The sequence below is a fragment of the Sphingobacterium sp. MYb388 genome (assembly GCF_037479535.1).
Taxonomy (GTDB): Bacteria; Bacteroidota; Bacteroidia; order Sphingobacteriales; family Sphingobacteriaceae; genus Sphingobacterium; species Sphingobacterium anhuiense.
This window is the reverse complement of the sequence record NZ_JBBGYV010000016.1, coordinates 1-15277: the sequence shown is the minus strand read 5'-3', so window position 1 is coordinate 15277 and position 15277 is coordinate 1. Positions and strand designations below refer to the sequence as shown.

The 15277-nt window shown below is 36.1% G+C and carries 15 protein-coding genes; 7 read left to right on the top strand and 8 right to left on the bottom strand.

Going from position 1 to position 15277, the window contains the following annotated elements; all coding sequences use genetic code 11:
* Positions 1 to 104: 104 nt before the first annotated feature.
* Together WH188_RS25870 and WH188_RS25865 are read right to left on the bottom strand one after the other, a co-directional pair.
* Complete coding sequence (locus tag WH188_RS25870; protein WP_339424841.1) at positions 105 to 1868, bottom strand: hypothetical protein; 1764 nt, start codon at positions 1866 to 1868, stop codon at positions 105 to 107.
* Positions 1869 to 2057: 189 nt separating this feature from the next.
* Complete coding sequence (locus WH188_RS25865) at positions 2058 to 3839, bottom strand: hypothetical protein (RefSeq protein ID WP_339424840.1); 1782 nt, start codon at positions 3837 to 3839, stop codon at positions 2058 to 2060.
* A 560-nt stretch (positions 3840 to 4399) separates the two neighbouring features.
* Between WH188_RS25865 and WH188_RS25860 the strand changes: the two genes are divergently transcribed.
* Positions 4400 to 5086 (top strand): TraB/GumN family protein, encoded by a 687-nt coding sequence (locus WH188_RS25860; RefSeq protein ID WP_165905823.1) that lies wholly within the window; start codon positions 4400 to 4402, stop codon positions 5084 to 5086.
* Between the two features lie 535 nt (positions 5087 to 5621).
* Here the strand turns inward: WH188_RS25860 and WH188_RS25855 are convergent.
* A complete protein-coding gene (locus WH188_RS25855) occupies positions 5622 to 6257 on the bottom strand; it encodes a hypothetical protein (RefSeq protein WP_339424839.1) in 636 nt (211 codons plus the stop codon).
* On the opposite strand from WH188_RS25855, the gene WH188_RS25850 reads away from it, so the two are divergent.
* A complete protein-coding gene (locus tag WH188_RS25850; protein ID WP_021187902.1) occupies positions 6256 to 6483 on the top strand; it encodes a GNAT family N-acetyltransferase in 228 nt (75 codons plus the stop codon). The two genes, WH188_RS25855 and WH188_RS25850, sit on opposite strands and share 2 nt — an antisense overlap.
* On the opposite strand, the gene WH188_RS25845 is transcribed toward WH188_RS25850, so the two are convergent.
* Complete coding sequence (locus tag WH188_RS25845; RefSeq protein WP_132767893.1) at positions 6464 to 6673, bottom strand: hypothetical protein; 210 nt, start codon at positions 6671 to 6673, stop codon at positions 6464 to 6466. The genes WH188_RS25850 and WH188_RS25845 overlap by 20 nt on opposite strands.
* 364 nt (positions 6674 to 7037) lie before the next feature.
* Positions 7038 to 7880, bottom strand: coding sequence for a hypothetical protein (locus WH188_RS25840; RefSeq protein WP_132767891.1), 843 nt, complete (start codon positions 7878 to 7880; stop codon positions 7038 to 7040).
* A gap of 200 nt (positions 7881 to 8080) precedes the next feature.
* On the opposite strand from WH188_RS25840, the gene WH188_RS25835 reads away from it, so the two are divergent.
* Positions 8081 to 8653 carry a hypothetical protein gene (locus WH188_RS25835; protein ID WP_339424838.1) on the top strand — a complete coding sequence of 191 codons (573 nt, stop codon included), beginning with the start codon at positions 8081 to 8083 and terminating at the stop codon, positions 8651 to 8653.
* A gap of 87 nt (positions 8654 to 8740) precedes the next feature.
* Here the strand turns inward: WH188_RS25835 and WH188_RS25830 are convergent, their stop codons facing one another.
* Both WH188_RS25830 and WH188_RS25825 read right to left on the bottom strand, forming a co-directional pair.
* Positions 8741 to 9397: a response regulator transcription factor gene (locus WH188_RS25830; protein ID WP_339424837.1), complete on the bottom strand. Its 657-nt coding sequence runs from the start codon at positions 9395 to 9397 to the stop codon at positions 8741 to 8743.
* Positions 9398 to 9738: 341 nt separating this feature from the next.
* Positions 9739 to 10422, bottom strand: coding sequence for a DUF6766 family protein (locus WH188_RS25825; RefSeq protein ID WP_339424836.1), 684 nt, complete (start codon positions 10420 to 10422; stop codon positions 9739 to 9741).
* Between the two features lie 415 nt (positions 10423 to 10837).
* Between WH188_RS25825 and WH188_RS25820 the strand changes: the two genes are divergently transcribed.
* Together WH188_RS25820 and WH188_RS25815 are read left to right on the top strand one after the other, a co-directional pair.
* Positions 10838 to 11338, top strand: coding sequence for an RNA polymerase sigma factor (locus tag WH188_RS25820; protein ID WP_132767884.1), 501 nt, complete (start codon positions 10838 to 10840; stop codon positions 11336 to 11338).
* A gap of 96 nt (positions 11339 to 11434) precedes the next feature.
* Positions 11435 to 11656 (top strand): hypothetical protein, encoded by a 222-nt coding sequence (locus WH188_RS25815; protein WP_132767882.1) that lies wholly within the window; start codon positions 11435 to 11437, stop codon positions 11654 to 11656.
* A gap of 259 nt (positions 11657 to 11915) precedes the next feature.
* Here the strand turns inward: WH188_RS25815 and WH188_RS25810 are convergent, their stop codons facing one another.
* Positions 11916 to 12437, bottom strand: a complete 522-nt coding sequence (locus WH188_RS25810) for a YciE/YciF ferroxidase family protein (RefSeq protein ID WP_132767880.1) — start codon at positions 12435 to 12437, stop codon at positions 11916 to 11918.
* Positions 12438 to 12945: 508 nt separating this feature from the next.
* On the opposite strand from WH188_RS25810, the gene WH188_RS25805 reads away from it, so the two are divergent.
* Both WH188_RS25805 and WH188_RS25800 read left to right on the top strand, forming a co-directional pair.
* Positions 12946 to 13953, top strand: a complete 1008-nt coding sequence (locus WH188_RS25805; protein WP_339424835.1) for an SDR family oxidoreductase — start codon at positions 12946 to 12948, stop codon at positions 13951 to 13953.
* Between the two features lie 87 nt (positions 13954 to 14040).
* Entirely contained in the window at positions 14041 to 15198 is a 1158-nt protein-coding gene (locus WH188_RS25800; RefSeq protein ID WP_132767878.1) for a zinc-dependent alcohol dehydrogenase, read from the top strand.
* Positions 15199 to 15277 lie beyond the last annotated feature (79 nt).

Genomic DNA, 15277 nt, shown 5'->3' with positions numbered 1-15277 from the left:
AAAAACAATAAACTTCTTCAGCAAAATATTTGCCCTGAATCTCTATTACACAAGGAGGTATCATGAAAATTTGCCCAGCTATTAAAAAGCTGTATTCAAAATAATCAACAATTGAAGAGGTTTATAATATTCAATAGCATATTTTTACTTTGACACTCCTTGAGATGCTTAATGTGCTTATCAACTAAGTCAGTCTGCTGCAAAATTAGATTTCTTTCAAGCTTAACATGTTCCTCGACGGCTCCCATCTTTTTAGGAGAATTATTGTAAACAGTAATCAGCTCAAATCGCGGATCATGTTCCAATAAAAACAGTTGTTCATCCAGTTCGACATCATATGTGGCCAGAGCCAATAACCAAGCGCTCAGAAGATCTGAATCCTGTGCAAAGACATACTGTTTATCGTCAGAAAAATGTTTGATTTCGAGCATCAACATAGAGATTGGATCATTCGTGTCATAACTAAAATCCAGAATACGGATCACATCACTTTTTGTAATTTCGCCTGCATCGCTAATGGAGATTTCATCCAAGAACTTTCGCATAAGCCTCTGATAAAGTACAGTCAGCTCCTTCGGTTTTTCGATATTTTTTAGTCCTTTGTAATGGTCCAAAGGCCTATATCCAAATAGGTCTTGCACATGATCCATAAAAATTGCCTGACTTTCGTAGGACACTTCCAAATCAGGTAGATCAATAGTAAATTCGGGTTTAATTTTTTTTAGTAGTTCTTTAAAATGATTAAAACCGAGTGGGTTCATATAGGGCTTTTCACTCCACTTGTTATATAGCTCTATCTGAAATTTTAAAGGCGGAACATCTTGGAAAGCAAATCGGCATGCTAAAATAATAACCTTTCCTATTATTTCTTTTTCCTGATTATTCCATTCATATTTATCAACCTGATGATCAATGAGCTCTGCCATCAAGAAAAATTTTGAAGCCTGCACGTTTAAGACATCATTCATTATTTCATAATAGCATTCTTTTACCTTTGCAAGGTGTTTCTGCTTTATACGAACAGCTTTTTTCCTTTGTATATAGGCTTGCTTTTTCAAATTAAAGTCGTCTAAAAGCATTTGTTTAGTGAAATACTTATACTGAGCAATAAAATGTTTCTGGTCTTCTGTAAATAACTCTTGTCGCGCCAATATACCTATAACATCTGATTCAAGATCTAAAAATTCATCATCCTTTTTTATATCACCTGGAGCAGGAGGATCAACGGTAATATCAATACCCATACTGCACAGCAGCAGACATTCTGCCAAATGCTTAAATCTTCTCTCACTGACGAAAGCTTGATGAAATTCATCATATATTTGATCGATCAATACATCTATATCCGCTCCTGCAACAGTAACAAAAAAATCTAGATCAGTGCGTTTACTGGTTGCGATCTCCATAGCCAGTTCCCGTAAAACCGGGTGCTTTTCCGCCAATTCTAAAATTACATGAGGTCTGAAAAACAGGTTAAAATGACTGAATAACCCTTGCTCAAATTCATACTTGACAGTTTCCATATTTTGCCAGAATATCTGGTTATTTTGCTCAAAGAGTAACATGCCTTTATCTTCCTGTACAAACTTAGTTTTTTGACTATTATATACCTGAAAATGAAAGGTTAGTACTGGATCCGAAGGAATTGAATAGAGGGTAATGGGCTTGTTAAGTTCGAACTTAAATGCGCGCATACTCACATCCTTGCTCAAAAAATTATGGCTTGTCAACTGTGCATCATCAAACACATGATCAACAGTGTGAAAAATAACATCTGTACTAGTTTCATACATATGAAGACTTAGCTTATCCTGAGGAACGACTGGCTTGTCATTTAGGAATACTTTCAGTAAAGATTTTTCGCTCATATCTAATTAATTAAATGAATTTTATAAAATTTGAAAATTCGCTTTTTCTTACAACGTTGCTTGCTAACTAATTACGATTTAACTGTACAGCTTTGGTGTACGATTAAAAAATATAGGTTAGCTTGCATGTTCACTCTGAACTTAAAAATAAAATCGGAAGAGTGAGGTAAGAAGTTATTTTTATAATATTTACTTTTCTTTATATGGATTCTCCGCTGCAACGATCAATGACTCTGCGGTTAGTAAAAAGATGTTTTTTTTCAGAAGGGATTCCATAGTAAAGCCTACATCAACAAGAACTGGTACCATAGCATCGTATATTGCTTTTGTTTCCATCACTTTACGTTCAACAGCTTTAATTTTATCTGGCGATTGAAAATATAAAGGCATTAAATTGCTTATCAGCTCTTCTTCTTTGGAAAAACCTGTATCATACCATTCATCGATGGCTTCCTCAAGTACCGAATGCCACAAACATATTTTATTGAACTTTTGGTTTTCAACATAATCTCCATCATCTGTCAGTTGCTCAATCTCAACCATAAGCAATAGGGAAAGGTCATTTCGTTGATAGGCATGATCAAGAATTCGAATAAGATCGCTCTTTTGGAAGTCGCCTGTATCGGTTATGGTAAGCTCATCTGCCATCCGCTGCATTAGCATGTGGTAAAGTTCAACGACTTTCGGAGGTTTATCCATTTCTCCTTTTTCTGTTATATGCGATAGCGGTGTAAAGCTGCAACTATCTTGTATATATTGATCCAAAATAGCTCTGGATTCCCTGCTTCCATCCAATTTATCCGTTGGGAGATTCATATTCGGGATAAACATATTTAATATTTCCCCAAACTCTTGCATACCCACATCGCCGACATATGTTTGCCCAGTATAATGCGTGTAAAATTGCAGCTGATCGGCACGAGGTGTTTTCAGTTCAAAAGACTGGTCACAGACAGCAATGATCGCTTCTACCAACGTACCTTTCTCTTTCTCGGTTAAATTGAACCTTTTCATCTGCTCCTCCAACTTTACAGCTACCCAGAAATAGCTCTCCGCCAAAAGATCGGCAGAATCTCCCATAACACCATGATAACAGTCCTTAACCTCTTTCATAATGGCGTTACTCTTGGCGCGTTCCTCTTTCAGCGCTAGATATTCTTGCTTGATCGTATAAAAATTCGCTATCAACGCATCTCTAGAATAATAACGGAAAATAGATTCAAACCTTAACTTCTGCTCGTCCATAAATGTATCGTCATCCAAATCTGAGAAAGCACTATTTGAAGTGCGTTTTAAGGCATCTATTGGAAAAGGCTGTACCTCTACTGGCAACTCCATGGACTTGAGTAATACGCATTCACATAAATGAGTAAAGCGCTGGTCGCTTATATGATAGTGCCTAACTTCAAGTAATATAGCATCAATAAATGCTAGCAGTACCTCGTCAGCCTTGCCGACATAGAAATCGAGCGCACTGTGTGAAGATCTAGTGACCTCCATTGCCAATTCTGTTAAAAGAGGGATGCGGTGGGACATCTCTAAAAAGTGGCTAGGCCGGAAATGTAAACTACAATAATCTGCCTCATATAGCGATAGTTCATAAGACAGGATTCGATCATTCTGCCATAATAAACAATATTGCAGTTCATTAATCAGTCTCCCGTCTTGCCCATTGACAAATTTCATCTTGTTGTTTCCAGACACCTGTATATGAAATGTAACAACGGGCTGTGCTGGAACAGCATATATTGCTTGTTCATGTTCCATAAAGCAGGATGACTTTTGCAGCGTGGCATTTTTACCGAAAACGTAATGGCTTTTAATCGTAGAGTTGCCAACAATATATTCCTTGAAATTCAAGTCGGGATCTTGGTTTTGGAAGCTAGAATCTTTCCCAGACTCTGGAACCTCTGGCTTATCGTTGAAAAAAACTTGTAAGATTGAATCTTGGCTATATGACTGTTGGTTCATAATGTTATTTTAAATAAAATAATATTTATCAGCTGATATAAAACCTTTAAGATAGCAAAATTAATTCACTATAAAGAAATTAAAATACAATAAATTTTACGTTCAGTAAATTTCAATTTAAATCTTATAGTAGCTTACCATAGAAAAACTAAAAGATAGGGCAATGTATTTTATTTTGAAAGAAGTGGATTGAGCAAATAATCGGAAAAACTGTGCAAGATCATCCCGCATGTTTTGAGGGAGCAGGTAGAAAATAAGATTTCTTCTGTATTCTATTTCTACGGAGGTGGAGCATACACTTCACAGAAAACGGAGGACAATCAAAAGCTTTCTTTCAAAACAGAGAATCAGTAAAAGATAAGTACTTGTTAAACAGGAAAAAAAATGTACTTTTAGATTCTAACAAGGGAAAAATCCTCCTAAACAAGTTTTATTGATACAAGCAATTGTGCTTCATTATACCAATAATTATAGTCCGAGTAAAGGTTTGCAGAAAGAGAGTCTCCAAGCACATTAATATAATATTAATTATAAACGAAATGACAATAAAAAACTATTCCATGATTTTAATAGTGCTGAGTGCTTTTTCTTATGCACAAGCACAGGATACAAATAATAATTCGCTGGTTTGGGAAATATCAAAAGATGGTGTTGAAAATAGTTCTTACATAGTATTAACAACTTCTGGCATTTGTGATATTCCTGCTAAAGTTCTTAATAAGGCTTCTGGGCTATCTCGGGAAATCAAAGTATATTATACTGAAAATGCTCTGGGTAATAAAAAATATGACAATTTGAGCGAGGGGTTTCTTATGTTAAAAAAAGGTGAACCATCTATACAAAAATTACTTTCTGCTGATGACTACCTAAAATTGAAAAATAGGATGTCAGAGCAGCATATGGATGAAAAAGTTTTAAATAGATTAAAGCCATTATTAATCTACAATCTTTTAATGAAAAAAGTCTCTCCTGAATGTAATACTCCAAGTGTTGTGCAACAGATTTTTAGAAGATATGCAGACGAACATGGAATTCCAACAAAAGAATTACTTGACATCAACGAGACTTTTGGCTATTTAAATTCCTTTGGTACAGATTTTTATATCGCTGAAATAATAGAGTTATTAAATAATCAGCCTAAAATCTCAGAAGAAATAAAAGAAAAAGCACATCTTTATGAAATTGAAAATCTAGAATCCCTTAAGCAACTGTTTGCTAAAAGTAGTTTTTTAAGCTCCAAAAAATAAGAATGCAACAATTGCACAAAATCACATTAAAAAAATATCGAAATTAATTTCAGAAATAAAAGATGGTGGAGCATTGTTTTCCTTAGAATTGACAAATGCGATGGACAATAAAAATAATATATTTGATGAATTGAAGAGTAAAGGATTTACGATTACAATTGTAAATTAGGAAAACTTTTCATGAATTGAATCTAATTATAATAAGTGAGTGTACCAGCAACTGTGCCATTGGTTTCTCTTTAAAAGTTTAAATCCAGCTTTAGTCTATCACCAAATTTAATATATATTTTTGATATGGTCAGTCCCAATTGTGCATTGGCATTGTCCATTTTTCAGAGATTTCCTTTATTATCAGGAACATCAACTTCAAAGAGCCTGCTTAAAACTGAATGTGCCTTAGCGTTTGTAATTTCACGCGCTTGAGGTTCATTCCTTCGATCGGATTACATAATAAACTAATCCTCATGAGTTAAAATCTCTTCGTTTAATTCCTTCGCAAATTTATCTGCTTCCGAAAAAGTAATGTTATCCACTTTTATATTATCTGTCGATTTATCTGATAAAACGATGAAATATACGTACTCATCTGGTCATTTGAATCAGGCATATTAGCCAAAAGATAAAGGTGTAAATCTTCTCCTACAGTTTTAAGCTCATCAATCTGGCCTGCCCAACGACGTACCTTATTCTTAATTGTATCTTCTTTTTGAAGATCAAAGTTTACAGACTCAAAAAAATTGATATGACCATTTTTCCAGGTATGTTCAAATGGTATCTCATCACATTTGGTCTTTACAGTACGGGAGCTTAAAAAAGTAGAAATGTTAAATTCATCAAAATAATATTTAAACATTTTTGTCCATACTTCCTTATCGGATTTAATATCTTGATCAACTTCTATCCAACCCACTGTTAACATTCGTCCAACTAAATAATCTAGGAGATGATCTATCGATATATCTAAAGAATTACGTGTTTCTGAAAACAAAAGAGCACTATCATCTCGCACAAAAGCTCTTCTAGTTATTTCATCAACAGATTTGAAAAAATGAAGTCGCATTATATCATGATCAATCGTTCGTTTTATCTTACTCAAGCTACCATTAATAGTATTTAACTGTTTGATTACGTAACGCGTATTAGCGTGATCAAATAAGTGATCTATAGACATGAAAACAATTACAGATATTGCAATGAAAAACAAAAATCACAGTCTTTCTTTAAATGTGAATAGAGATAATTCTGCTATCGATTTTTATAGGGGTATAGGTTTTAAGAAAGTCGGAGAAGAGAACATTGATATTGGTGATGGTTTTATAATGGAGGATTCAATTATGGAAAAAAAATTAGTATTTAAATACTCGATCCTCCACTCTTTCATTCATTGCTTTGAATAGCAAGGGTACAAATTCGGTCAATCGGGATGTGGCTATAAACTCGGCTGTCGCATTGTCCATGGTAAAGATACCGGTAGGGCGCTCTATCATCAAGCTTAATAACAGATCCATCGATATCTCCACCTACTGATTCTACTTGTATATGTTTAATCTGATTGAGCAATACTGGTGTATCGATAGCGGTGATCATAAACTATCGGTTTTCCTTTGCCTGAGAGCTCATCAATATTGGCGCTGAAGCCTATAACGGCATCTTTCCGGTAGTTACGGGTATTTTGTTTAAAGACGCTACTACGCTCTTATAAAGCTCCTGAAGTTTGTTTTTATAATTGCGGGAGAGCGCAACGAAAAATCCCAAAGGAATCTGCTAAGTAAACTACAAAGCTGGCTCCTGATTGCACTCAAAGCATTGGCTCCACTAACAGCTGTTGCTGAAATGGGATTTTGTGGTGATCGGTTTGATTAAAAAATACGGGAAGCCGTAAGGATGGTATTAAACGTATACAGCCATTCTTAACAGAATGGCTGTATACGTTTTTTATATGATCTGAGTTTTATTTCAGTTTTTCGATCTCTTCAATGGTAAGACCTGTACCTTTTGCAATATCTGCAATAGGCAAGCCCATTTTCTTGAATTCTAAAGCTGTCTCAAGGGCTTTTTTACGTTCGCCTTCGGCAAAACCTTTAGCTTTACCAGTCTGGATTCCCTTTTCTCTTTCTTGTCGTTTGATTGTTTCTATTACACCCATTTGAATTGTGCCTCCTGTCACTTGATAAATGTATTGATCAAAGTTACTATTTATTTCTTTATCTCGTATAAAAAGAAAACTCTTTAAAAAAACTAAAAAGCTCATTATACGATCTTTACTATACTTATTGGTCTCGATAAGCCTTCGTGCGATTGTACTACGCTGCTCGGCGAGCTCCTGCTCTGGAATCTTATCTTCATCTAAAGCTTTCTGGCATACCAAGACAATATAAGCAAATATATTGTCCATACCGAGTAGCTCTGATTCGTCATGATCAAAAATTTGATAGCTCAAATACTGAAAGCGTAACGAGGTACGGAAAACTGTAAAATGGTATTCATCAGTACATGGCTGCGAACGTCCTCCAGTAAAAACAGCAATGGTCTCCATAGGGACACGGTAACGATCTAATAGCCTGTAAAAATATTGAAAGATACGATGTGAGAAATCCGAATCATGTCCGCCTTCGATTTCGGTATTCACCAAAATCCACTTCTCGCTTCCGTCTTTTAAATAAACCTTGACCAGAAGATCTGCCACACGCTTCCCTTTTTTACGCTCACGATAGGGAACGATCCCCAACAATTCTTTGTCCATAAAAGTCAATCCACGTCCGAGATCAAACGTAGCATCGGCATCTGGATACATTTCTTGAAAAGGATCGGTGCGGATATGAGCGCTACAAAAATCTATTTTGCTTCAAATCACCGGATTAAGACTTAAGCCAGAGAATAACAATGTCATCTTCAACTTCTTACAATTCAAAATTTTATCAAAGATATTATTCGTATATTACCTAAACCGATATAAAACTAAGAAATCTGTTAATATATATAAACGACCAGCTTATGAGACCGTCCAAAAGCCGAGCTTACTGTAAAGATGCGCAACGATTTAAAATATTCTTTAAAACGGAAAATAAAGCCCAGAACTTTATTAAGTTTAATCATGCTGAGATGATTGAAGAATCGGGATTTGCACCAACTAGATGCTACTATTGTATCGCATGCGATGGCTGGCACGTAAGTAGTAGCAGAAGATTTGAGAATGCAGCAAATAAAACTGAACTTGTCATCCAAGCATTTACTGCAGAAACCCTACCTGTAAACCATATACCCGGTGCATCGACAGAAGATGCTATCCAAAAAAAAGTTACAACGAAAAAAATTGAAAAAAATAATACGCTTACACAGCAAGACAAGGCTGAGCGCTTACTACAAAAAATCAGTCAGCGCATCCAGACCATTTCGTTATTATTAGATAAGAAGAGCGATAAAATACTGATCTATAATTTAATCCATGAATCCCAGCGCTTACTAAGCAAGAATCGCGCTCCTGGATTCGACACACAGATAGATGAATTTAAAAACTTACTTCATACACAAAAGGCCAAAGCTAATCACATATTTAAAGATCCTTAAATAAACATAAGGTCTGAATGGCATATTTATATATAAGGGAGAGCTTCCTACAGCAAGGTAGTTAATAGAAATAAATGAAACTTCAGTCTAAGCAATAAGCCCGCTGTTCACGGCGTATTTAATCAGAGAGGCGGTATTTTTAAGAGCAGTCTTTTCAAGTAAACGTTGTCTATGTCCCTCTACGGTACGTTTGCTCAGAAAAAGTTTATCTGCAATTTCGATATTGCTATATCCTTCTCCGATGAGATGTAATATTTCAATTTCTCTTTCTGTCAGTCCACTTTCTGTTATAATTTGCTTTGGCTCTTGATATGTAGCTGGATATTTCTGAAGATTAGAAAGGATTGATAATGTCATTTCAGCACATACATATTGTAAACCTTTCATGATTTGCCTAATGCAAAAAAACAATTCGTCAAAATCTACATTTTTCGTTAAATACCCATTCGCTCCTAAATTGAAAGCTTTCATGATATTTGAAATATCATCTTCCATACTAAGAATAATGATTTTTAGACTCGGATACAAATCCTTTACCCGAGCGACCAGTTCCAAGCCGTCCATACCTGGCATCTTCAAATCTGTAATAAGTAGATCTGGTAAATTTTTTGTTTCCAAAATCTCTAATACAGCATGACCATCCTTGCCCTCTCCTACAACTGTCATATCCTGTTGAGATTCTATTAATAATTTCATACCGGTCAGTACAACATCGTGATCATCAGCTAAAATAATGTTAATCATCTTAATCTTCTTTAGTAAAAAAATATAAGATTGCCACACTGAAGAGTTAAATCATCACCGAATAACAGCGTACAGCACTCTTATTTGTAATAATAATATTACAAATGAAAAGCCGTAATGTTTGTTGTCTGCTGATAATTGGTAGAGCTGTATAAAAAGCAACATTCTCAAGATAGTTAATGGCGTCTCTTTAAAATTAAGTTAAACGAGGCGCCTACGGAGATAGCTCCTTTCCTTGGATGAGGCAGATGACTGTGCCTCTTAAAGGATGTTGAACCAAAATGGGTGGAAAATGTACGGTCTTACCAAAAGAAACCATGTCCAGCTTTAAGATATGGTCCTTATTTACCTGTTTCCAGATGCCCGGCATCCACGGGCTTGGATTCAGGAGAACCTTTTTGACGGAGAAAAATAGTTAAAATTACAATTGATGCCACAGATCGAAATTCACTTTGCCAGTTTTGAAATGTTTCAAACCAAAAAAGAGGTTCTTTTAAAAAATCGCTTAAAGTTTTCTCGGGTTCATTTTTAAGGATTTGCTCTTGATTATAATCCATAAAACTGCCGTATAGATGTCCTGCCCAACTGAGAAGAAATAGCAAGACAAAAGCAATAGAGAGGGAATTTTGGTAAATCGACAATCTCCAGCCGCCGCGTTTTACAGCATAGGGAGCATCCGGCTTTGAGGGGTCCGGGTCTCGGTCTACTTCTTCGGGTTTTTCGATATCTTTTGACTCGGCGGAACCAATCTGCCTGAGCGAAATGGTAAGTATAACATATAAGGCCATCTGTAAAAATTCGCTTTGGAAATTTTCAAAAGTTGCCGAAAAAAAATGCCCACTAGTTAGATAGGTGGTCAACGCTAGGGATGGTGCTCCCAGCTCAACTAATTCCTGATTATGTTCCTGCCAACCAAAATAAACTTGTGCCCCTATCGCGATAACAAACAGCGCTATAAATACAATAGACAAACTGTTGCGATACATAAAGGTTTTTTTTTGATTTTTGTTTTGTAAACTTTCCATCTTACTCTTTTTACTAAATGTGATAGGTATATTGTTTAAATTTCTAACCAAAGAATCCCTTATCTCGTATAAAAGTTCATTAATTATAATTTTAAAGTATTTTTTACATAAGAACCTGTTTTTAAACACGTAAAGTATTAATTTTGTGTGTTACACCAACTATGTGTTAAATGCGTATTTAGTAAAAACAAACACCTATTTTCATTTTCACTTTCAAATGCTTTAAAAAAGATCAACCAATTCAAAAACCACTTTGGAATTGAAATGATACACATTTTTTGTCGTAACACCATCAACCGTATTTTATACACATTGTGCTATTTTTTTCTCCTCACGATTATCGAGCTTAAACCATTATAGCTTATTAGACGTTATTTTAATATCAATTAAGTAATATATTAATAAGGTAAATTATATGGAAAATGTAAATTTAAATATCTTGTTCCAAGAAAAAAGACAACAGCTGAACCACTTTGCCAGTCAGTTTACATCCGATTATGATGAAAAGGAAGATCTGGTTCAGGAAACCTTTATCCGGGCGTTAAAATCAATTCATAAATTTATCAATGATCCTAAATTAATGACATGGCTCTATGTCATTATGAAAAATATCTACATCAATCAATACCGCCGCGAAAAGCGCAAAAGTGCTATCTACGATGAGTACGTTCATACCGATTATTTCGATAGTTTAGCAACCAATCAAACAGAAAACAAGACCATACAAGATGATATAAACAGAGCCCTCGAATGTTTATCGCAGGAAAATGCAGACATCTTTCGATTATATCTGGAAGGCTACAAATATCAGGAAATAGCGGAAACTTATGATCTTCCTGAAGGAACGGTTAAATCGCGCATCCATGTCATTAGAAAAACGTTAAAGCAAAAATTGAAAATGTATGAGATCAATTGATACGAGGTTGCTGACAAAGCATCGTTAGGATCAAAATCTGTACAGTAAGTTATAACTCGATAAAATAATAATAAGGTTTCACTAAACAATTTAATCATGAAAAAAATGAAATTTATTTTGGTTGCTCTAATGGGTATAAATTTAGTATCAGCCTGTGGTAATAGTACAAATAATAAAGATCAAAATAATATGGATAGTTTGCCTTCGGATACAGGCTTGCATCCGGATACCAGCATGCAAGATACGAGTAGCACCATTGAGTACCGAGATTCAAATTCGGCGGAATCATCAAATGGTGTCCTCCCAACCACTCGATAAGGAAACATCAATCCTCTGGTAAGAAAACGGCTCTCTTGCTCTACTAAACTTAGCTTATTACGTAGTTTGTATATTTTAATCTCCAAGACAATGTTATCACCATTAGTGCTTGGAGATTTTTTTAAACGTATGTGTAGGTGATAAAGATTTCAATCTTAAGGGAAATTGAACAAATTGTTTAACTTTTGGTGGTTAAAAATAAAAAAAGCTGGCTACATAGAACCAGCTTTTTTATTTAAAAATTTTATCCGTCAAACTTTTACTGAGCAGCTTCGACATTGGCTTCGTCCATCGCAATTTCGGTTAGGAGAACATCCGTTTCTTTCTCTTCGGCAAGTGTAGCAGCCAAAAGTTCTTCTGCTTCCGAGTGTTCCATCAATTTGGCATAAGTAACCAAGCAACCGTAACTTGCAATTTCGTAATGCTCAACTTTCTGAGCTGCACAGATCAAGGCCGCGTCCAACACCTCGGGACTGTCCTGGAATTCTTCCATAATTTCCTCAGCCTCGTTTAAGAGACCTTCCATTGCTTTGCATTTTTTACCCCTCGCGGTCAGATTTAAACTGGAAAATACTGATTTTAACCTTTCTATCTGGCCTTCGGTCTGCTTATAGTGTGTTTTAAAAGCTTCCTTCAGTGTATCGCTATGTGCTCCTTCCGATAATTTTTTCAGTCCTTTTAGCAATTGTCTTTCAGCACCTAGGATATCTTTTAATTCATCGACAAATAACTCATGTAAATGTGCATTTGGCATTTCGTTAGATTTGTTTTGTCTAGCCATAATCTTATAGTTTAATTTAATATTTAGATACAGTAAGAACCGCTTGAATCAGGTTATAGTTTAGCCGATGATTAATATTGGGTATAAAATTCTAATGTCAGGTAAAAACTACGGTTTTCTAAATTACATTTACATTCTTAAAGATCGCATGATCTAAATATTTTACTTCCGAGATCGTTAGATTTAAACGACCATTTCGAAAGCGTCATTATGTATAAGCTAATATCGAAATATGTGTAGGACCAATTAAATGTTAATTTCTGGGGAATATATTTTATTAAAATCTATAGTTTTGATATCACCTTATTCCTTCAATAAGGGTATATAAATCGCTAAAACCAGTATTTAACCTTACAACTTTCAAGTGTTTCCGCATGTTTATTTTATGATAGAATAAAAAAACTTGATTGGATGGTAAAGCTGCAAATTAAAATGCGTTTATACGACGATCTTCATTACTGTGTTGAACGTCAGAAACATCCAGAAATTATTAATAAAATCTAATGCTATGATGATGGAAGAAAACAAAATCAGTAGACGGAAAGTAATCGGCAGTATAGGAGCTGGAATTGCTACATTAGCAGTTACACCTTTAGTGGGAAACGCGGGTGCGTCAAATGTCCAAAAACTTGAATATGCTATGGAAGATCCGAGAATGAAGTTTCCCAAACCTCCATTTAAAGAACAATCTCAGCCATGGCCAGGACTTGCTGGCCAAATGAGTCCTAGACCAGACCATGGCGAAACGTCTTATCAAGGTTCAGGTAGACTAAAAGGACGTAAAGCATTGATCACAGGTGGCGACTCCGGAATGGGCAGAGCTGCTGCGATTGCCTACGCACGGGAAGGTGCAGACGTAGCCATTAATTATTTACCTGCTGAAGAAGCTGATGCCAAAGAGGTCATTACGCTGATTAAAAAAGAAGGCCGCAAAGCATTGGCAATTCCTGGTGATCTGCGAGATGAAAATTTTTGTAAAAAATTGGTTAAAGAGGCTGTAGATGGACTTGGTGGGCTTGATATTCTTGTCAACAATGCAGGTCGACAACAAACTAGACCATCTATTCTTGACATCAGTTCGGATGATTTTGATGCTACAATGAAAACCAATGTTTATGCTTCTTTCTGGCTTACTAAAGCAGCTCTACCCCATCTAAAGCCAGGATCTTCTATTATTGCTACCACTTCTGTGCAAGCGACAGAACCTTCTCCAGATTTATTCGATTATGCACAAACAAAGGCTGCCAATACAAGTTTTGTACGCTCATTGGCAAAACAGCTTGGACCTAAAGGAATCCGTGTTAACGGTGTAGCTCCAGGTCCAATATGGACCGCCTTGCAAGTAAGCGGCGGCGCAACAATGGAAAAACTTGTCAATTTCGGCGGTGACACACCACTTGAACGACCTGGTCAACCTGCAGAATTGGCTTCCATATATGTACAGCTTGCAGCCAATGATGCCAGTTATGCCACAGGACAGATTTATGGATCTGCTGGTGGCGGAGGTCAACCATAATGCAGCATTCTGCTCGCAAATATGGGTAGAGAAAGATAGTGGCAATAAAATACAAAATTTGATTAATAAACTCTAAAGTATAAATATATGAGAGCAGCAGTATTCCATAAACCAGGTGATATTCGAGTCGACAATGTCCCTGATCCAAAAATTCTTGATTCCAGAGATGTTATTCTCAAAGTCACATCAACGGCGATATGCGGTTCGGATTTACATATTCTGAGCGGTGCAGTTCCTCAAAAAGAACCTCTCATCATGGGCCATGAATTCATGGGGATAGTCGAGGAAGTTGGATCTGCAATTAAGAACCTTAAACGTGGTGACCGTGTTGTTGTGCCTTTTCCGATTTCGTGTGGACAGTGTTTCTTCTGTCAACATGAGGCTTCTCCTGCATGTGAAAACTCAAATTTTAAACACTACGGTCCTAATGGCGATTTGATGGACCAGAAAGGTGGGGCATTATTTGGCTACACCGATCTGTATGGTGGTTATTCTGGCGGCCAGGCAGAGTATGTGCGTGTTCCTTACGCTGATATTAGTCCACGTAAAATTCCAGATCATCTCAGCGATGAACAAGCTCTTTTCCTAACGGATATTTTTCCTACAGGATGGTCATCAATTGACTGGGCCGCACTTAAGGGCGGGGAAACAGTAGCTATCTTCGGATCTGGCCCTGTTGGACTAATGGCACAGAAGGCAGCATGGCTTAATGGTGCAGCACGTGTTATAGCTATCGATCCGTTAAATTATAGGCTTCAAAAAGCCAAAGCTGTTAACAACGTTGAAATACTTAATCCTAATGAAGTCGATGTCGTAGAAGCAATACGGGCAATGACTGAAGGAAGAGGGGCTGATGTATGTGTAGATGCAGTTGGATTTGAACCAGAACGTACTTTTATGGATAAAGTTAAAGCAACCGTCAATTTTGAAATGGGCTCGATGAAGGTACTCGATCTCTGCTTTGAGGCGGTAAGAAGAATGGGAACGGTATCAATCATGGGCGTGTATGGCTCGACTTACGATAACTTCCCCCTCCACCGGGTCTTTGATAAGGGCATCACCATAAAGCAGGGTCAAGCTCCTGTACTGAATTATATTGACAAACTTATTGGTCTGGTTAATGATGGCAAGGTTGTACTTGATGATATTATTACACATAGCCTATCACTGGATGATGCAGCATATGGTTATAAAATTTTTGATAAAAAAGAAGAAGATTGTGTAAAGGTGGTACTTAAACCTTAACTATATTTCTTAAATATGGTTATAAAAAAGATGGTCAGTATTTCAAGGGCAATGAAAAACTATCTTTAAAAAAAGGGCT